Consider the following 16,845-nt stretch of genomic DNA (forward strand, 5'->3'; position numbering starts at 1 on the left):
GCGGCAGCCGGACTGCGCGCTACGCGAAATTCTCACGGCGCGGCGCCCTTGCTACTTCACCTTCCAGGCGTGTTCGGCCGCATCATATTTGTAGCCGGTCGCCTTCTTCACGATGTCCTTTGTCGTATTGATGGTCAGCCACGTCTTGTTGTTCTTTTCTGTGACCGTGATGTCGTTGGCGGGAATGGCGACGTGCTTCGCGCCGATGCCGAGAAAGCCGCCGACGTCGAGCATGACGGCGTTGATCTCGCCGCCTGAAAACAGCATGTCGGTAATCACGCCGACCTTCTTATCGTTCAAATCGTAGACGGGTTTTTTGTACCAAGCGGAAACCAGCGAGCCATAACGCGGCAACGCTTCCATAGGCACGACGACCTTGCTGTCCGGCGCGGCGGTTTCCGCGCGGACCGGATGGGCGACCGCGATGGCCATGCAGAATGAGAGCGCAACAAGCAAAGTTCTGTTCATTCGACCAATCTCCCCAACATCCTTGATACGACGGCGATCATAGCTGATTCATCGCGGCAGCACGCCCCAATAATCAAGATCAAGCAACACCGCCGGATCGGGCTTGCCGTCGGCGCCGTGGAGCGGAAAATCGGCGCAGGGCTTGTCCTTCGTCGCGACGAGCCGCAGGCGCAACGCGCCGATATCCTGGCGCCCGGGGATCTCGGCCTTCTCCAGAACCTCCGACCAGGCGAAGACCGTGCCCCCGGCGAACAGCGGGTTGACGTGGCGTCCGCCGTTCACGGCCGAGATATGGAAGACATTCTCGAGGCCGTTGAAGGACAGCGCCCGGGCGAGGGAAATCACATGGCCGCCGTAGATGATGCGCTTGCCGAAACGGCCCTGCGCCTCATAGTATTGATTAAAATGGACCTTCGAGTTGTTCTGGTAGAGCCGGGTCGCAAGTTGGTGCTCCGCCTCCTCGACCGTCATGCCGTCGATATGGTCGATTTTCTCGCCCTGGTCATAATCCCCCCAAAAATAGCGGGAGCCGGCGAGCGCCTTGTCATAGGCGCCGACATTGATCGGCGGCGCGGCTTTGCCAAGTTCGGAAGGGGCGACGGACTTCGGCAGATCGGGCACGACCTCCGGTCCCACTGGGGCGTCCCTGTCGCGCTTTTTCACCATCACCCAGCGCGCATAGCTCAGCACGGTCTCGCCGCGCTGATTGGCGCCTGTCGTGCGCACATAGACGACGCCCGTCTCCTTGTTGGAGTTTTCCTTCAGGCCGATGACCTCTGAGGTCGCCGACAGCGTGTCGCCGGGATAGACGGGGATCAGAAATTTGAAATCGGCGTAGCCGAGATTGGCGATGGCGTTGAGCGAGACGTCGGGCACGGTCTTGCCGAGCACGAGATGAAAGACGAGCAGATCGTCGATCGGCGCGTGCTCATAGCCGATCGCCTGCGCGAAAGCGGTCGAGGACTGCACAGCGAAGCGCGGCAAATACAGCGCCGTATACAGTGCGACCTCGCCGACCGTGACCGTCCGCGGCGCCGCGTGGCGAATGATCTGACCGATTTTGAAGTCCTCGAAGAAATTGCCGACGTTGATCTTCGACTTGCTCATGTCCTAACCGCTTGTTGGCGCCAGCTTCGCCAGCGCATCGAGATAAATCGCGGGCGCGCCCGCAACGAAAACTGTTTTGACGCGGCTGGTCGCGCCGGCGCGGATCGAAACCGCGCTTTTAGGGGTTCTTAGCGTCGCGGCGATCAGCGCGATCAGCGCCGTATTCGCCCGGCCGTTCTCCGGCGCGGCGCGCACCCGCGCCTTCAGGACGCTGCGTCCGTCGGCGAGAGTCTCCACGCCGTCGACGGCGTCGCGCCCGCCCTTTGGCGTCAGGCGCACGTAAAGCGCGACGCCCCCCGATTCGATCGCCCAGGCGGAGGATGCTTTCTCCGCGCCTCCTTCACCCAAGCGCGTAGGCGCTGGCGCTGTTGGCGATGAGATCGCGCAGGAACTGCATAAGCAGCAGCAGGATGAGCGGAGAGATGTCGAGGCCGCCGACGCTGGGCAGCACCGAGCGGATTGGACCCAGCAGCGGCTCGGTCATGGCGTTCAGCCATTTCCAGATCGAATAGGCGACGTTCGAGCGCATATTGATGACGTCGAAGGCGGTGAGCCAGGACACGACCACCGTGGCCAGCAGAATCCACCAGTAAATATCGATGATCGTGAGAAGAAGTTTGACCATAGCGTAGGACATGACCGGCTTCCAGCGGATGAGGTTCCGCCCTGTCTAGCCTCCCTGCCCCGTCGCGGCAATCCTTGGCCGGCCCCTCCCCACAAGCCTGCCCCGCTACAGTCCCGGCAGCAGCCGATAGTCGAGCAGCGCCGTCCAGCCGAGCCCGCCGATCGGCAGAAGCAGCGCGCGAATGGGCGGCTGCTGCGAAAGCGGCACGAACGAGCCTTGGCGTAATCCATCGACCAGTTTGAGGAGAGTCTCGAGCTGAGAGACCTTCTTTTCGGAATTGTCCGCGGCCTTAACCGCAACAAGCCGCTTCGTCAGCCGAGACTTTGACGTCTCTCGCGCCTTTTCAGCGCTGAAGCAAAGCGCCATCGCGCAGTCAAAAATGATGATGAACCCGACGATACAAGAATTCGCGATGGCAAGCGCTTGGAGGCGTGTCGGCGCGCCAAGCCAATTGACAGGATATCGCCCCCCGTGTACCCCACGCGCCGGAACGGGGCTGTAGCTCAGATGGGAGAGCGCTGCAATCGCACTGCAGAGGTCCGGGGTTCGATTCCCCGCAGCTCCACCACCCGATCGACGGATGGCGCACGTCATGCGATCGCCCCGGACAACGGGCGCGGTCCGCAAAACCCGCGCCGCCTCATCATTGTTTCGAGCGGGTCCCGCGCCATATCCGGTGAGAATCTCCCGGAGCGCGCCGATGTATCGCAAAATTCTGCTGCCGATCGATCTCACCGAATCTGAGATGACCGACCGGGCGATCTCCGTCGCGCAGGCGCTGGCGAAGACGTTCGACAGCGAGATGCGCGTCGTCAACGTTCAGTCGCTCCTGCCCATCTCTTTTCTCGACTACGTGCCTGAAAATTTTAACGTTCAGGTGCGTCGCGGCTTGGAGAAGGAAATAGCGGCGATCGCCGCCAAGATCGACTGCGCGCCCGAACGCGTGTCGACGACGCTGCTGTTTGGTCCGGTCTATCAGAAAGTCCTGGCCGAGGCCGAGGACTGGGGCGCCGATCTCATCGTGATGTGCTCGCATCGGCCGGGCATGGACCGTTTTCTCATCGGCTCCAACGCAACGACCATCGTCAATCACGCGCAATGCTCGGTTCTGGTGGTGCGCGGGCGCGTATCCTAAGGTCGCTAAAACTTCGGCAGCCTTGGTCGGGTCCGCAATGGCGGCCGCCGCGACGCCCGCGCGTGTGAACCTAAAGTGGCGCCTCGGTGACGCGGCCTTCACGAAACTCTCATCACGCTCTCACACGACTTTGCTACCGACGCATGGATGCGGCGATCAGTGATGTCTCGCGAGGATGCCATGTCGAAAGAGGCGATGCAGAACGCCGGCGGTTCGGCGACGGAAAAACCTGAGAGCAACACCGGCAAGATCGTCGGCGGCGCAATCGCCGCGGCGATCGGCGGCACGATCGGCGCGCTGCTGATGGGCAGTTACGCCATCTTGCCGGCGGCGGTCGTCGTCGGCCTGCTTGGCGTCGCGCTGGGCGCGGTGTTCGACTAGATCACGCTGCATTTGGGCGAAATCGCCCAAATGCAGATAAATTGATCGATTGCCAAAGTTTAGAGCGCGCTCTACGCGAAAAACCGGTTCCCACTTTTTCGCGAGCCGCGCTCTAAAGAATTTCGCGCCGGGCGTCGCGTGCGTGCGCGTCTGGCTCGGGAGCGTGCGTTCGAGTTCGCGCGTGAGAAACTTGGCGGCTGAGTCTTCCTTAACCGGCAGGCGAAGCCGCTTCTTTTTTGGCTCGCCACGATCTTTCGCCCTGCCCCCGAGCGCGATCGATAACTCTAATGGAATTTGGTCGGCGACAGCTCGGCCTTTCGCTTTGCTAAAGCCAGGCGTAGGAATATGTGTATTCCGGGGACTACGGTCTTGGGCGGAAGCGTTTCGCTCCGGTTTCGTTCGTCTTCGGAAACGGGCCTTGCTAAATCGGCCCAGTTTTCATCTGGGAGGATAGAAATGAAGAAAATTATCGGATTCGCTGCAGCGGCAGCCGTACTATTCGGCGCTTCCGCTTTCGCCAGCCCGCTGACCAGCGCCGCGAACGTCCGGTCCGGCCCCAGCCCCAAATGGCCGGTCATCGGCCAGTTGCCCGCCGGCGTCGACGTGACGGTGCTCGATTGTGGCGGTGGCTGGAAACGCGACTGGTGCCAGATTCAGGCGGGGAACGTGAAAGGCTTCGTGGCTGCGGGCGTGCTCGGCACACAGGGCAACACCGTCGACATCGCGCCGGTGACCACCAACAACGACGTCGCCATCTACAAAGGCCCTGGGGTCAATTACAAGATCCTCGGCAGCATCCCCGAGAACACGACGGTCAACATCGGCTCCTGCGTTTATGGCTGGGGCGAGACGACCTGGTGCAAGGTGAACTACGGCGGAAAAAAGGGCTACGCTCTGCAATCCGAGCTGCAGCGTCAGAACTCCCTTTTCCCGATGTGATCTGCGCGGCGCGGCGCTGGAACGTCCCACCGCCGCGCCGCTCTTTCGAGCGCGCCTCCGACGCCTTATGATGCCGTGCGGCCCCTCGGTCGCGATGAGGGCGCCGTCATTCAAGCCGGAACACACCCAGCCGTTTCGGCGCGCGTCTCGGCGCTGACGCGACGCGCGCTGGCGCCAAATCCCGGTCCGTTCACCTACACGGGAACATGCAGCTATCTCGTCGGAAACGGCGATGTGGCGATCATCGACCCCGGACCTGACGACCCGCGTCACATCGGGGCGCTGCTTGCAAGCATTGGCGGCGAAAGACTGCGCTACGTGCTGGTGACCCATACGCATCGCGATCACTCGCCGGCGGCGCGCGCCCTGAAGGAGGCGACGGGCGCAATAATCGCCGGCTGCGCTCCCTACCTGCCCAGCGAGGCGGGACGCGTCGGCGGCCCAAACCTCGACGCAGCCCACGATCGGACCTACGCGCCGGATATCGTGCTGAGCGACGGCGACGCGCTCGAAATCGGCGACGCTTCACTTGTGGCCCTGGCGACGCCGGGTCATACGGCGAATCATCTTTGCTTCGCGCTCGCGAAGGAGCAGGCGCTCTTCACCGGCGACCATGTGATGGCCTGGGCGACCACCGTGATCGCGCCGCCGGACGGCTCCATGGGCGCCTATATGGCGTCGCTCGAACGGCTGCGCGGGCGCAGTGACCGCATCTATTGGCCAGGGCACGGCGAACCGGTGCACGATCCCCAGCGTTTTCTGCGCGCCCTGCTTCATCACCGGCGCGCGCGCGAGGCCGCCATTCTTCAGCGTCTCGAATTGGGGGACGAAACGATCGCGGAGATCGTCACCCACATTTACGAAGGCGTCGACAAACGTCTCCACGTCGCGGCGGCGATGACCGCCCTCGCCCATCTTGAAGATCTGATCTCGCGGAACCTTGTCGACTGCGCTGGATCGCCAGGCTTGCAGGCGCGTTTCTCGCCGCGCCGAGGTTAGGGCGCGCCGGGCGCCGGCAAAAAGATCACGACGTCGTTCTTGTGCGCCCGCCCCAGTCGCTTGCGCGCCTCCTCGTCGAGGATGTCGGCGTCGACGGTCTCGCCCTTGATAAGAGCCAGGCGGCTTTCCCAGTGCATGCGCTGAAGCTTGAGCAGGTTGCGCTCCAGACGCAGCTGGTCGAGCTTCTGCTCGTATTCCTCGCCGATCTTCAGCCCGCGCTGACCGTTAACGCCGTGCCAGACGAAATAGGCGGCCATCACGCCAGCCACCGTGTAGAGGCTTAGCGGGAGGACGAGCGTATGGATCAGGACTCGGAGCCGATGCATGACCGTGAGGATAGCTTCGACCCGTTTAAAGCGTCGTTAAGGCTGACTCGATTTGCGCGCCGAGGCCGCCAGACGGTTTGCAGGCCGCGCGATCCGTTCGATTTCAGCGCGCACCAGCTGCTCCACGAGCGACGGCAGATTCGCCTCGAGCCATTGCTGCAGTATCGGCTGCAGCAATTCTTTTGCGCATCTGTCGAGAACGTCGCTCTCGCTGAACGCCACGCCAGCGGCGAGAGCTTGAAATTTTGACGCGACCGTCGCAGCGGACTCATCCGACAGCAACGCCTGCTCGACAACCGGCGTAACATCGCCGATCTCCTTGCCCGCCTCTTGGTGCTCAGTCACGCGTTCAAACTCCGAGGATTCTTGGCGCTCCGACAGTTCAGCTCCCGTCTCCTGCCCAGCAGCCTCGCCGGCGACATACACCAGCCGCACCTCTCCTGCGTCGTCGATCCCGTCGTGCAGGTCGTCGTGCAAGTCGTCGTCCAGGTCGTCGTCCAGGTCGTCATCGAGGAGCGACAACGGCGGTTCGTCCTCGCGTCGCTCAAGCACGGGCGCCGGATAGGCGCTGCGCGCCCCCTCGATGTCGCGCGCACGCCGGCGGTCTTCGCGACGCGCGTCGGGCAGGCTGTCGTCGTCGGCGATGATACGACGGATGGACGCGAGAATTTCCTCCATCGACGGCTCGTTCGCGCGCGCCTCGTCCTGCAACGAGTGCGACGGGGCGGATGCGTTCGCTGCGCTCATGGAGTTCTGCCGCTTTGCGGGGAAAGGCCGCGCATGAGGGTGGACTGGATCTCTGACCGCGCGAAACCCGCGAATCAACTCGGTCCGAACGAATTCCACACTTTTCGCGCTATGATGTCACCCGCATTCGCGAAATTCTTATCGGCCGTCGGGCGTGTCGAGACCGAACCACAGGTCGTGCACCTGATTGAGATGAACGCTCGGGTCATAGAGCGCGACCGCGAGGTCGAGTTCCTGCGCCGACAAGCGTCCGATCGACCCCAGCGCCGCATAAGAGGCGACGACCCGATCGCGCTGCGACGTCACGAGGTTGACCCTGGCGTTGAGCAGCGACTGCTGCGCGTTCAACACATCGAGGGTGGTGCGTTGCCCGACTTTGGCCTCTTCGCGCACCCCGGCGAGCGCGGTCTCCGCCGCCTTCACCGCCGCCTGCCCAGAGATAATCGACGCCCTGGCGGTGTCGAGGAGCCCGTAGCTCGAAACGACGCTGGCGCGAACGCTCTCGCGCTGAACGTCGGCATTAAGCCGCGCCTGGCCGAGTTGCTCCTTGGCTTGGCGAATCGAGGCATATTCGACGCCGCCCTGATAGAGCGGGACATTCAACTGCGCTGTCGCTGATGCAGTGAACTGCTTCGATCCCGGCAATCCGAGAAACGAGTCGTATTGATTTGATACCTGGCCGTTGACGGAGAGATTGGGCGCCAGCGCGCCTTCCGCGACCTTGACCGCGAGCGCCGCCGCGTCAACCTGATGAAAGGCCGCGGTCACGCCGGGATGCTCCACCAATGCAATGGAGATCGCCTGCTCCAGAGACCTGGGCAATAACGGTTCGAGGCTGCGCCCCGGCTCAAGGTGCTTTGGCTCGGCGCCGATGATTTGGCGGTAGTTCGCCATGCTGTTCTTGAGCTGCGCCTGCGCGGCATAGAATTCCGAACGCGCCAGCGCGACCGAGGCTTCCGCCTGGGAGACGTCGGTTCGAGTCACTTCGCCGACCTGGAAACGGTCGCGGCTCTGCTTGAGCTGTTCCTCAAGCACCGAAATGTTGTTTTTGCGCAGCGACACCACCGCCGTGTCGCGCAGCACGTTCATATAGGCGGTTGCGCCGTTCTGAAGGGTCGCCTGCTCGGTCAGGCGCATCGTCGAGCGCGCCGCGAAGACGCCCGACTCCGCCTGGCGCACGGAGTTTTCCGTGCGGAAGCCGTCGAACAGCGTCTGCGACATGTTCAGAGTCGCGCCGCGTGGGTAACCCACGTAGGTGTCCTGAAAATCGCCGCTCGCGCCGGCCGCGGCGCCGGCCTGCTGGCTGCTGCTGCCGCCAAAGGGAATCTTGATCGCCGCATATTGCGCGCCAGCCTGTGCGGTGATGCTGGCTTTCGGTCGAAGGCCCGATTTTGCTTTCGGCGCGTCTTCGTCGCGCACCCGCACATTGGCGCGGCTCTGGTTGAGATCCGGGTTGCCGTAATAGGCCCGCGCCAGAGCCGACAGAAGGCTCTCCGCTGAGGCCCGACCCGGCGAAAGAGCGACGGCTGCAAGCGCAAATGCCGCGGTGCAGGACAGGACGCTGGCCGACCGCCGCCACCCGAGGCCAAACCCGTCGATTCTCATGTCCTCAACCTATCTTCGCGCGTCGACGTGCACGCCAATCTACGGCAGCGATCAGTCTCGACGATGACACCCGAACGCTACGCTAGGAACGCGATTAAGGCGAAATGGCGGCGCTAGAGGTTGAAGGCGGGAGCCTGTTCGAAGCCATCGAGCACCGGCGCCGTCGCCGAGAACAACGGCAAGTCGCCCGCCGAACGGCCGTCCTGGCGCTCGAAGCGTACGACCTGCTGGCCGGCGCGCGTCTCCGGCGTGACGATCGCCAGCAGCCGACCATCGGGCGTCAGCTGTTCGAACAACGCCTCGAGTCCCGCCTGAACACGGCCTTGAATGATGATGACGTCGTAAGGGGCGCCGCCTGCGAAGCCCTTTTCCATAGGCCCCAGCTCAAATTGCACGTTTTCGCAGCCCAGAGCCGCCAGGCCAGCCTTGGCGCGGGCGGCCAGACCGGAATCGCATTCCAGCGCGACAACCTTGTCGGCGAGGCCAGAGAGCAATGCGGACGAGTATCCCACGCCCCCGATATCGAGCACCCTATCCGTCGCTTTGACATCGGCGCTTTGAAGCATCCGGGCCAACACGAGCGGCGGCAGCAGGTTGCGTATGAGTCCGTTGTCGCCCTTAAGGGAAATCGCCATATCCGAATAGGCGAGCGAGGCGCGTGAGTCCGGCAGGAAAATCTCGCGCGGCGTCTCGAGGAAGCGCTCAAGCAAAGGCACATCGGTCACATCGAACGGACGAAGCTGGCGTTCGACCATGGTGTGGCGCAAAATCGCTGTCGCCTCGCCCGTCTTCGTCACTTGCGCCACCCTGTCCAACATTCGCTTTCCGGCCTTAGCCGGCCCCTTGGAGGAGATGCTGCGGCGCGGAACCGCGCCGGCGTTTTATAGGCGCCGGCTCACGCCATGTCCATGGCTTGGCGCGCAGCTTCCCCACCGACGAGCAGACGGACGCCGTCGCCGCTCTCGCCCAATCCGCGCATCTGCTCAAGCGATGTCTTGTCGAGCACTTCGGCGATCGCCTCTCTCGCGCGCAGCATGACCAGGCGAACCGCGCATCGCGTCTCGTCCGTGCAGTCGTCGCAACGACGATACACGGTCTTACTGGCGCATTGGATGGGCGCCAGCGGTCCGTCGAGCGCCCGCACAATATTGCCGACGCCTATCTCTGAAGGCGGCCGCGCCAACATATAGCCCCCGCCCTTGCCTTTTTTCGAATGGACGAAGCCGGCATTGCGCAGTTCGCCCAAAATTGCGTCGAGAAACTTCTTCGGGATCTGGTTGGAGGCGGCGATCTCCGCGACCAATGCGGTTTCTCCCGGCCGCACCCCCGCCAAGTGAACCATGGCCTTGAGTCCGTATTTGGCTTTTTTTGTCAGCATTTCCCGTTTTGACCTTTAGGGCCTAGGTCCGGACCGGACGCCCTTTTGCGCCGTCATACTACTGCAGTCGACCGGCATGTTCATCTTTTCCCAAATGTGGCGCGTCAGATTTGACAAAGTTGACTAGATTTATAGAGTAGAATTAGCACTGCCGACGAAAGAAAGAAATGCCCGCCTTTTTGGACGCGCTCAGCGCGATCAATCTCCTTTATTCCGCTTCTGGCTTCTTCGTTGGCGCGCTTGTCGGCTTCACGGGCGTCGGCGGCGGCTCGCTGATGACCCCGATCCTGATGCTGGTTTTCGGCGTGCCCCCGACGACCGCCGTTGGCACCGACCTGCTTTACGCCGCCGTCACCAAGACGAATGGCACGCTCGTTCACGCCCTGCACGGCACCGTCGACTGGCGCATCACCCGCCGGCTGGCCTACGGCAGCGTGCCTGCGAGCGTCGCGAGTCTTCTCGTCCTCTCTTGGCTCGGCAAGTCCGGCGGCCATGCGGCGAATGGGCTCATCACCTCGGCGCTTGGATTCGCGCTGCTGCTGACCGCCTTCTCGATTCTCTTCCGGCGGTGGATCCTCGATCACATCGCGAAACACACGAACGACATGAGCGATCGGCGCCTGCTGTGGCTGACGGCGATTCTCGGCGTTCTTCTCGGCGTGCTGGTCTCGATCTCTTCGGTCGGCGCCGGGGCGATCGGCATGACCGTGCTGCTGGCGCTGTATTCGCACACGCCGACGGCGCGTCTTGTCGGCTCCGACATCGCCCATGCCGTGCCGCTGACGCTGATCGCCGGCTTCGGGCACTGGCTGATGGGCGGCGTCGACTGGTTGCTGCTGCTTTCGCTCCTCATCGGATCTCTTCCAGGCATCGCCATTGGCGCCCATTTCGCTGCTCGGGTTCCCGACCGCTATTTGCGGCCGGCTCTTGCGAGCGTCATGGCTCTGGTCGGAATCAAACTCTCAATCTAGACCTCATTCTTCTTTCCCTGGGGGCGAAACATGTCGCAGGCAGCACCAAGCTTCACGCCGCCGGCCAAACCTGGCCGAGGCCGAATCTATGATTCCATCACACAGACGATCGGCGATACGCCGCTCGTCCGGCTCGATCGGTTCGCGCGAGAGCGCGGCGTAAAGGCGAATCTCCTCGCCAAGCTCGAATTCTTCAACCCGATCGCGAGCGTCAAAGACCGCATCGGCGTGAGCATGATCGAATCGCTCGAGGCGAGCGGCAAGATCACGCCGGGGAAAACGGTGCTGATCGAACCGACGTCGGGCAACACCGGCATCGCGCTTGCCTTTGTCGCCGCCGCGCGCGGCTATCGACTCATTCTCATCATGCCGGAATCGATGTCGATCGAGCGGCGCAAGATGCTGGCGCTGCTCGGCGCCGAGCTTGTGCTCACCCCCGCCTCGCAGGGGATGAAAGGGGCCCTCGCCAAGGCCAGTGAACTCGCCGCCCAAAATCCCGACGCCGTTATTCCCCAACAGTTCGAGAACCCGGCCAACCCCGATATTCACCGCGTGACGACGGCGGAGGAAATCTGGAACGACACCAATGGCGAGGTCGACTATTTCGTGTCGGGCGTCGGCACGGGCGGCACGATCACGGGCGTCGGCCAGACGCTGAAGGCGCGCCGGCCCGGCTTGAGAGTCGTGGCTGTGGAGCCCGAAGATTCCGCCGTGCTTTCCGGACGTCCGCCCGGTCCCCACAAGATTCAGGGAATCGGCGCGGGCTTCGTGCCGCCCATTCTCGATCGCAGCGTCATCGACGAGATCATCACCATCGGCAATCAGACGGCGTTCGAGACGGCGCGGCTGCTCGCCAGGGTGGAGGGAATTCCCGGCGGCATCTCGTCGGGCGCCGCCGTCGCCGCCGCCTTGGAGATCGCCGGGCGCCCTGAGGCCGAGGGCAAGAATATCGTCCTGATCATCCCGTCCTTCGCCGAGCGCTATCTTTCGACGGCGCTGTTCGAAGGGCTGTGACAGTCACGGCGCGGGCGGGCATTCATAGGCGAAGCCCGCCTTCGCCCTGCCGGGTTTGCAGGAGTCGGAGAGATAAAGCTCGATCGCGCTGGCGCAATCGTCCTCGAGTTTGTTCGAGGCTCCGAGCGAGGCGAACTTTCGCGAAAAAGCAGGATGTGGATTCCGACCGCTACGCGCACTCTGGCGATGAGCGGCTTTCCTACGGGCATGCCTGCGTGCGAATGAGCGCAAACCTCGAGCCATCGAACCCCTCGGGAAACTTTGTTGCGCAATCCACCGACGCGTTTTTCAAATTGGCGCCGGACAGGTCCGCGCGCGACAGATCGGCGCCACGCAAATCTGCGCCGCGCAAATCGGCGTTGCGAAGATTGGCGCCGTGAAGCGACGTTCCGTCTAACGTCGCCTCCCGCAAATTTGCTTCGGAAATATTGGCTCCATCGAGCTTCGTCCCGACCAGCCGCGCGGCGCGCAGATCGGCATAGCGCAGATCCGCGTCTTCCAAGTTGGCGCGGGAGAGATCGGCGCGCGTGAGCTCGGCGCGGAAGAGAGACGCCTGCGGCGCGACGAAATCGCGAAGATCGGCGCCGGCGAAGGCGCATACAACGCAAGTGAACTCTAAAGCTTCGACGCCTGATAGATCGGCGGCGTTGAATTCGACGAACTCGAAGAACGCCTTGTTCAATCGAGCGCCGACGAAATCACCGCCCTTGAAGCCGACATCGGTAAACCGTGCGCCGGTGAAATCTGATCCGCGCGCATCGAAATTAGGACTAAACAGCGCATGGCTCAAAATACTGTTCGCTAGATCGGAGCGGCTGAAATCGTTCCGACCATTGAGCGGGAAAATGCTGGTTCTGGCGGCTTCAGACGTCCTTTTATACGCCTGCTCCAGCTTTATTGCGAGCAATTCCACACGCGCTCGCAGCCCGCGCGACCCCCACAGTTTGCGTTTCGCGGCGTACGCTTCGTCGGGCTTTCCAGTCGCCGTGAGCGCTTCGGCAAGATGCAGCTGAGCCAACGGATTATCGGGCCATCGACGCGCAACCACTTTCGCGAGGGGAAGGGCCAGCGCAGGCTCCTGCCAATAGAGAAAATGCGCGAGGAGCGCGAGCTGCGCGTCGGCGTCGTCCGGCGCGGCGCGCGCTTTCGCCTCCAGCGCTTCGCGCTCGGCGGCGAATTGCTCGACAACCGACGCCGACATGCCGCCAAGACAGATGGGCGACAAATAGAGGGCCACGCGAGCGCGTTTCAGCAGAATTAAGCGCGCCTTTTGGGCCGTCTCGCCGATTTGGGGAATGGGTGTCTTCGCCGCCGAATTCGACATCGAGACGCGCGCCGGTTTTCACGCCTTTCCAGCCCCGTGTAACTCTGACAGTCGCGACTATGTACATACGGTCGGAGCCCGGCCGCAGCTTCTCGACGACGTAATCGGCGACGACATCCGCTTGGCGCAGATTCCCCGCCCAGTCCTTCACGACCGGCGACGGGCAGGAACAGGCGCGCGCCGAGGGCGTCGCCAGCAATACGAGGAGAAATGCGAAAGCTCTTAAAAAATACGTCATGGCGCCGCCCAAAACGTCCGACGCAAGCCGAGACGGAAATTGAGCGCGTCAGGGTCGGCGTCGACAACAGCTTACAAAGCGAAGCGTCGACGCCGCAAGCCTCCCTCTTTCGCCGAACGCTATCTTTCGACGGCGCTGTTCGAAGGGCTGTGACCGAAACGCGCCGAAATCGGCGCGCATACCTCAAGCCTTGGCGGTCAGCTGCGCTTGCGCTTTTGTGACTGCTTGGCCGCGAGGTTCGCCGCCTGCGGCTGCTTCGCCACGGGGCTCGGCGTCGCCTGCGCGATCTTGCGGCGATGGACCGCCCCGCGCGCATAAGCGCCTGCGACATAGCCGACCGCGACAATGATAATGTAGACGATCACCAGGAATCCGCCGCGCTGATTGGCGGACGCCGCCCGTTCGAGAAGGGCGATGACTTCCGTCTGGTCTATGAATTTGTCGGCGACGATTCCGCAGACAATGCCGACGATTGGCACGAGCCAGGACGGCGCCCGGAAATAGCCGAGCGCAGCGGCGAGCACGAACGCCACGAGGCCGAAGACGTGCAAAAACTCGATCAAGATTGACTGGATGATGAGCCCAACAAAGCGGATGAGCTTGATCATTTCTACTCCCCTACGATCATTGATTTTGGAGAAGCTTACACATTTGGCAGATGCTGCGCGAGCGCTTCGAGCACCGCCATGCGCACCGCAACGCCCATCTCGACCTGTTCGCGGATAAGCGAGCGCGGGCTGTCGGCGACGGCGGTGTCGATTTCCACGCCGCGATTCATCGGCCCGGGATGCATGACCAGCGCATCGGGCGCCGCATAGGCCAGCTTCTCTTCGTCCAGCCCAAAGAAGTGGAAATATTCGCGGGCGCTCGGCGTCAGCGCGCCGGCCATGCGCTCGCGCTGAAGGCGCAGCATCATAACGATGTCAGCGGCCTCAAGTCCGCGTCTCATGTCGTGAAACACCTCGACCCCCAGCCGCGACAGACTGTCCGGCGCAAGCGTCGAAGGCCCGACGACGCGCACCCGCGCGCCAAGCGCGCCAAGCAGCAGAATGTTTGAGCGCGCGACGCGCGAATGGAGAATGTCGCCGCAAATCGCGATCGTCAGCCCTTCGATGCGGCCCTTGTTCCGTCTGATCGTCAGCGCGTCGAGCAGCGCCTGCGTCGGATGTTCATGCGCGCCGTCGCCGGCGTTGACGACGGAACAGTCGACCTTGCGCGCCAGAAGATGCGCCGCGCCGGCATGCGCATGGCGAACCACGATGATATCCGGCCGCATCGCGTTCAGCGTCACCGCCGTGTCGATCAGCGTCTCGCCTTTCGACTCCGAGGAGCGCGCGACCGACATGTTCATCACGTCGGCGCCCAGACGCTTGCCGGCGATCTCGAAGGACGCCTGCGTGCGCGTTGACGATTCGTAAAACAGATTGATTTGCGTCCGCCCGCGCAAACTCGAACGCTTCTTGTCGACCCGTCGCGACACTTCGATCGCCTCCTCGGCCATGTCGAGGAGCGTGACGATGTCAGGACGGGTCAATCCTTCAATGCCAAGAAGGTGGCGGTGCGGGAAAGAAGCTGGCGTCGCCCCTGATTGCATGCGCCGTCTATAGCAGCTTTGACCAGCGCCGAAAGCGCCATCCGCCGAAGCGCCGAGCGGTCCCCATCCCGTCTTTCCCTTGACATATACTCGTGCCGAGCACATGTCTGGCGCGACGAAGTTGCGAGATCCTCGTTCGCGGCTTAGTCTTGAAAGCTTGAGCGCTCCGAGCGGGGATCCGTCTCGGAGATTTATTGGGGGCTACTTATACTCACTCTGAGTATAAGCGTGAGGCGCCAAACAATGACACTCCTGACCAGCGACGTTCGAAGCGCGCCGAGCGCAAGACGCGAGCGTCCCGGAAACGCCGTTGGCGTTGGCCCCTCGAGCCGCTTTCCCGTGCTGCCGCGCCCTGATCTGGAATGGACGCCGGAGGTTCAGGCCGCGACCGCGCATCTCTACGAGCGCGTGGCGAGAGTCATTCCGCCCGTCGAATGGCCGTTCCACGCCCGTTACGTGAAGGCGATCAACGATCTCAAACATGTGCGCAACGCGACCATCCTCGCGCATAATTACATGACGCCGGAGATCTACCACTGCGTCGCCGATCACATCGGCGACAGCCTGCAGCTCGCCAAGCTTGCCGCGAAATCCGACGCCGACATCATCGTTCAGGGCGGCGTGCATTTCATGGCCGAAACCTCAAAGCTGCTCAATCCGAACAAGGTTGTGCTCACTCCGGACATGAAGGCGGGCTGCTCGCTTGCCGAGTCGATCACCGGCGCCGACGTGCGCGCCCTCCGCAAACAATATCCCGGCGTTCCCATCGTCGCCTATGTCAACACCTCGGCCGATGTGAAGGCGGAGGTCGACATCTGCTGCACCTCGTCGAACGCGGTCAAGGTCGTCGAGAGCCTCGGCGCCGATCGCGTGATCATGGTTCCCGACCGCTATTTGGCGCAGAACGTCGCCGCGCAGACGAAGGTGGAAATCATCGCCTGGAGCGGCGCCTGCGAGGTGCATGAGCGGTTCACCGCCGAAGAGATCGAGAACTATCGCGCCGATCATCCCGGCGTGCAGGTGCTCGCGCATCCGGAATGTCCGCGCGAAGTTGTGGAAGTCTCCGATTTCGCCGGCTCGACGGCGGCGATGATCGATTTTGTGCGCAGCAGGAAGCCGGCCCGCGTGCTGCTCGTCACCGAATGCTCGATGGCCGACAATGTCGCCGCCGAAACGCCGGACGTCGAATTCGTGCGGCCGTGCAACTTCTGCCCACATATGAAGCGCATCACCCTGCCGAAAATCCTCGACAGCCTGCTGTACGTCCGCGAAGAAGTGACCGTTGACCCCGCAGTGGCCGAGCGCGCGCGCCGCAGCGTGCAACGTATGATCGATCTGGGCTAGGCTGTGGCCTGACTTGAACAGGGCGGACAATGCTGGCGCTCGATGCGACGATTGCGGCCATCGACGCCGCCAATGCCGACGATCCGCGCCGGCTCGAGGGCCGAGCCTTTGAGCTGGTCTACGCCGAGCGCATGAGCGCGCGGCTTGCCGCGCTCTACCCCGACGCCACGGATCTGCTGAAGATTGCGACGCGCGCGCAACATTTGCGGCGCTGGGAGATCGCGCGCGGCAATTATGAGGAAGGCCGTCGCGGCTACAACGATTGGCGGCGCGCCTGCCGCATCCACCACGCCGATCTTGCCGCCGATATCATGCGCGCGCATGGCTACGACGAAGCGGCGGTCGCGCATGTCGGCGCGCTGATCCGTAAGGAACAGCTCAAGAAAGACCCGGAGTCGCAGGCGCTCGAAAACATCGCCGCGATTGTCTTTCTCGAGCACTACTTCGATGAATTCATCGAAAAGCACCGGGATTATGAGGACGACAAGCTCGTCGACATTCTCGGCAAGACATTGTGCAAAATGTCGCCCAAGGGTCATGCGGCGGCTCTCGCCCTGCCCTTGCCGCCGCGCGCGCGCAGCCTGGTCGAGGCGGCGATCGCCCGTGAGGCCGCCGCGCTCGCGCGGCTCGCCGCAGTCGCGGTCGACTAG

General features: G+C 63.0%; 21 protein-coding genes and 1 tRNA gene. 9 read left to right on the forward strand and 13 right to left on the reverse strand.

Going from position 1 to position 16,845, the window contains the following annotated elements:
- Positions 1-51: 51 nt before the first annotated feature.
- The 5 genes from IYY11_RS10560 to IYY11_RS10580 all read right to left on the reverse strand — a co-directional run bounded on the left by IYY11_RS10560 (position 52) and on the right by IYY11_RS10580 (position 2,566).
- On the reverse strand, positions 52-468 hold the full coding sequence (locus IYY11_RS10560; protein WP_040573441.1) for a PRC-barrel domain-containing protein: 417 nt from the start codon (positions 466-468) through the stop codon (positions 52-54).
- A gap of 48 nt (positions 469-516) precedes the next feature.
- The gene (locus tag IYY11_RS10565) at positions 517-1,575 is read right to left on the reverse strand and encodes a MaoC family dehydratase (protein ID WP_196403814.1); all 1,059 of its coding nucleotides are present in this window, start codon (positions 1,573-1,575) and stop codon (positions 517-519) included.
- A 3-nt stretch (positions 1,576-1,578) separates the two neighbouring features.
- On the reverse strand, positions 1,579-1,923 hold the full coding sequence (locus IYY11_RS10570) for a DUF167 family protein (RefSeq protein WP_196403815.1): 345 nt from the start codon (positions 1,921-1,923) through the stop codon (positions 1,579-1,581).
- Positions 1,916-2,212 carry a YggT family protein gene (locus tag IYY11_RS10575; RefSeq protein WP_175095475.1) on the reverse strand — a complete coding sequence of 99 codons (297 nt, stop codon included), beginning with the start codon at positions 2,210-2,212 and terminating at the stop codon, positions 1,916-1,918. The genes IYY11_RS10570 and IYY11_RS10575 overlap by 8 nt, the downstream gene beginning before the upstream one ends.
- A gap of 93 nt (positions 2,213-2,305) precedes the next feature.
- Positions 2,306-2,566 (reverse strand): hypothetical protein, encoded by a 261-nt coding sequence (locus IYY11_RS10580; RefSeq protein ID WP_196403816.1) that lies wholly within the window; start codon positions 2,564-2,566, stop codon positions 2,306-2,308.
- Between the two features lie 126 nt (positions 2,567-2,692).
- On the opposite strand from IYY11_RS10580, the gene IYY11_RS10585 reads away from it, so the two are divergent.
- The 5 genes from IYY11_RS10585 to IYY11_RS10605 all read left to right on the forward strand — a co-directional run bounded on the left by IYY11_RS10585 (position 2,693) and on the right by IYY11_RS10605 (position 5,654).
- Positions 2,693-2,768 (forward strand) — tRNA-Ala (locus IYY11_RS10585).
- Between the two features lie 132 nt (positions 2,769-2,900).
- Positions 2,901-3,335 (forward strand): universal stress protein, encoded by a 435-nt coding sequence (locus IYY11_RS10590; RefSeq protein ID WP_196403817.1) that lies wholly within the window; start codon positions 2,901-2,903, stop codon positions 3,333-3,335.
- Between the two features lie 162 nt (positions 3,336-3,497).
- Positions 3,498-3,716 (forward strand): hypothetical protein, encoded by a 219-nt coding sequence (locus tag IYY11_RS10595; protein WP_246719850.1) that lies wholly within the window; start codon positions 3,498-3,500, stop codon positions 3,714-3,716.
- A gap of 456 nt (positions 3,717-4,172) precedes the next feature.
- The gene (locus IYY11_RS10600; protein WP_196403818.1) at positions 4,173-4,655 is read left to right on the forward strand and encodes an SH3 domain-containing protein; all 483 of its coding nucleotides are present in this window, start codon (positions 4,173-4,175) and stop codon (positions 4,653-4,655) included.
- Between the two features lie 75 nt (positions 4,656-4,730).
- Positions 4,731-5,654, forward strand: a complete 924-nt coding sequence (locus IYY11_RS10605; protein WP_196403819.1) for an MBL fold metallo-hydrolase — start codon at positions 4,731-4,733, stop codon at positions 5,652-5,654.
- Here the strand turns inward: IYY11_RS10605 and IYY11_RS10610 are convergent.
- From IYY11_RS10610 to IYY11_RS10630, 5 genes are all read right to left on the reverse strand, one after another.
- Complete coding sequence (locus IYY11_RS10610; RefSeq protein WP_246719851.1) at positions 5,651-5,911, reverse strand: FtsB family cell division protein; 261 nt, start codon at positions 5,909-5,911, stop codon at positions 5,651-5,653. The genes IYY11_RS10605 and IYY11_RS10610 overlap by 4 nt on opposite strands.
- A 105-nt stretch (positions 5,912-6,016) precedes the next feature.
- A complete protein-coding gene (locus IYY11_RS10615; protein ID WP_246719853.1) occupies positions 6,017-6,727 on the reverse strand; it encodes a PopZ family protein in 711 nt (236 codons plus the stop codon).
- A 138-nt stretch (positions 6,728-6,865) separates the two neighbouring features.
- A complete protein-coding gene (locus tag IYY11_RS10620; RefSeq protein WP_196403822.1) occupies positions 6,866-8,332 on the reverse strand; it encodes a TolC family outer membrane protein in 1,467 nt (488 codons plus the stop codon).
- Between the two features lie 113 nt (positions 8,333-8,445).
- The gene (locus tag IYY11_RS10625) at positions 8,446-9,150 is read right to left on the reverse strand and encodes a protein-L-isoaspartate O-methyltransferase (protein WP_196403823.1); all 705 of its coding nucleotides are present in this window, start codon (positions 9,148-9,150) and stop codon (positions 8,446-8,448) included.
- A gap of 77 nt (positions 9,151-9,227) precedes the next feature.
- Positions 9,228-9,710, reverse strand: coding sequence for an RrF2 family transcriptional regulator (locus IYY11_RS10630; RefSeq protein ID WP_196403824.1), 483 nt, complete (start codon positions 9,708-9,710; stop codon positions 9,228-9,230).
- Between the two features lie 167 nt (positions 9,711-9,877).
- Here IYY11_RS10630 and IYY11_RS10635 point away from each other — a divergent pair, with 167 nt between their 5' ends.
- Complete coding sequence (locus IYY11_RS10635) at positions 9,878-10,681, forward strand: sulfite exporter TauE/SafE family protein (RefSeq protein ID WP_196403825.1); 804 nt, start codon at positions 9,878-9,880, stop codon at positions 10,679-10,681.
- Between the two features lie 30 nt (positions 10,682-10,711).
- Positions 10,712-11,695: a cysteine synthase A gene (gene cysK, locus IYY11_RS10640; RefSeq protein WP_018408420.1), complete on the forward strand. Its 984-nt coding sequence runs from the start codon at positions 10,712-10,714 to the stop codon at positions 11,693-11,695.
- Between the two features lie 199 nt (positions 11,696-11,894).
- Here cysK and IYY11_RS10645 read toward each other — a convergent pair whose 3' ends face one another.
- From IYY11_RS10645 to IYY11_RS10655, 3 genes are all read right to left on the reverse strand, one after another.
- Complete coding sequence (locus tag IYY11_RS10645; protein ID WP_196403826.1) at positions 11,895-12,932, reverse strand: pentapeptide repeat-containing protein; 1,038 nt, start codon at positions 12,930-12,932, stop codon at positions 11,895-11,897.
- Between the two features lie 522 nt (positions 12,933-13,454).
- Positions 13,455-13,865 carry a hypothetical protein gene (locus tag IYY11_RS10650; RefSeq protein ID WP_196403827.1) on the reverse strand — a complete coding sequence of 137 codons (411 nt, stop codon included), beginning with the start codon at positions 13,863-13,865 and terminating at the stop codon, positions 13,455-13,457.
- A 35-nt stretch (positions 13,866-13,900) separates the two neighbouring features.
- Positions 13,901-14,851: an aspartate carbamoyltransferase catalytic subunit gene (locus IYY11_RS10655; protein ID WP_018408422.1), complete on the reverse strand. Its 951-nt coding sequence runs from the start codon at positions 14,849-14,851 to the stop codon at positions 13,901-13,903.
- Between the two features lie 243 nt (positions 14,852-15,094).
- Here IYY11_RS10655 and nadA point away from each other — a divergent pair, with 243 nt between their 5' ends.
- Together nadA and IYY11_RS10665 are read left to right on the forward strand one after the other, a co-directional pair.
- Positions 15,095-16,195: a quinolinate synthase NadA gene (gene nadA, locus IYY11_RS10660; RefSeq protein WP_196403828.1), complete on the forward strand. Its 1,101-nt coding sequence runs from the start codon at positions 15,095-15,097 to the stop codon at positions 16,193-16,195.
- A gap of 29 nt (positions 16,196-16,224) precedes the next feature.
- On the forward strand, positions 16,225-16,845 hold the full coding sequence (locus tag IYY11_RS10665) for a DUF4202 domain-containing protein (RefSeq protein WP_196403829.1): 621 nt from the start codon (positions 16,225-16,227) through the stop codon (positions 16,843-16,845).

The organism is Methylocystis sp. H62 (genome assembly GCF_015709515.1).
Lineage (GTDB): Bacteria > Pseudomonadota > Alphaproteobacteria > Rhizobiales > Beijerinckiaceae > Methylocystis.

Bases quoted from the DNA above. Each gene is read 5' to 3' on its own strand.
- IYY11_RS10565 (WP_196403814.1), bottom strand. From the start codon at position 1,575: ATGAGCAAGTCGAAGATCAACGTCGGCAATTTCTTCGAGGACTTCAAA.
- IYY11_RS10650 (WP_196403827.1), bottom strand. From the start codon at position 13,865: ATGATCAAGCTCATCCGCTTTGTTGGGCTCATCATCCAGTCAATCTTG.
- IYY11_RS10665 (WP_196403829.1), top strand. From the start codon at position 16,225: ATGCTGGCGCTCGATGCGACGATTGCGGCCATCGACGCCGCCAATGCC.
- IYY11_RS10620 (WP_196403822.1), bottom strand. From the start codon at position 8,332: ATGAGAATCGACGGGTTTGGCCTCGGGTGGCGGCGGTCGGCCAGCGTC.
- IYY11_RS10610 (WP_246719851.1), bottom strand. From the start codon at position 5,911: ATGGCCGCCTATTTCGTCTGGCACGGCGTTAACGGTCAGCGCGGGCTG.
- IYY11_RS10595 (WP_246719850.1), top strand. From the start codon at position 3,498: ATGTCTCGCGAGGATGCCATGTCGAAAGAGGCGATGCAGAACGCCGGC.
- IYY11_RS10600 (WP_196403818.1), top strand. From the start codon at position 4,173: ATGAAGAAAATTATCGGATTCGCTGCAGCGGCAGCCGTACTATTCGGC.
- IYY11_RS10655 (WP_018408422.1), bottom strand. From the start codon at position 14,851: ATGCAATCAGGGGCGACGCCAGCTTCTTTCCCGCACCGCCACCTTCTT.
- nadA (WP_196403828.1), top strand. From the start codon at position 15,095: ATGACACTCCTGACCAGCGACGTTCGAAGCGCGCCGAGCGCAAGACGC.
- IYY11_RS10580 (WP_196403816.1), bottom strand. From the start codon at position 2,566: ATGGCGCTTTGCTTCAGCGCTGAAAAGGCGCGAGAGACGTCAAAGTCT.
- IYY11_RS10560 (WP_040573441.1), bottom strand. From the start codon at position 468: ATGAACAGAACTTTGCTTGTTGCGCTCTCATTCTGCATGGCCATCGCG.
- cysK (WP_018408420.1), top strand. From the start codon at position 10,712: ATGTCGCAGGCAGCACCAAGCTTCACGCCGCCGGCCAAACCTGGCCGA.
- IYY11_RS10575 (WP_175095475.1), bottom strand. From the start codon at position 2,212: ATGTCCTACGCTATGGTCAAACTTCTTCTCACGATCATCGATATTTAC.
- IYY11_RS10625 (WP_196403823.1), bottom strand. From the start codon at position 9,150: ATGTTGGACAGGGTGGCGCAAGTGACGAAGACGGGCGAGGCGACAGCG.
- IYY11_RS10630 (WP_196403824.1), bottom strand. From the start codon at position 9,710: ATGCTGACAAAAAAAGCCAAATACGGACTCAAGGCCATGGTTCACTTG.
- IYY11_RS10635 (WP_196403825.1), top strand. From the start codon at position 9,878: ATGCCCGCCTTTTTGGACGCGCTCAGCGCGATCAATCTCCTTTATTCC.
- IYY11_RS10590 (WP_196403817.1), top strand. From the start codon at position 2,901: ATGTATCGCAAAATTCTGCTGCCGATCGATCTCACCGAATCTGAGATG.
- IYY11_RS10615 (WP_246719853.1), bottom strand. From the start codon at position 6,727: ATGAGCGCAGCGAACGCATCCGCCCCGTCGCACTCGTTGCAGGACGAG.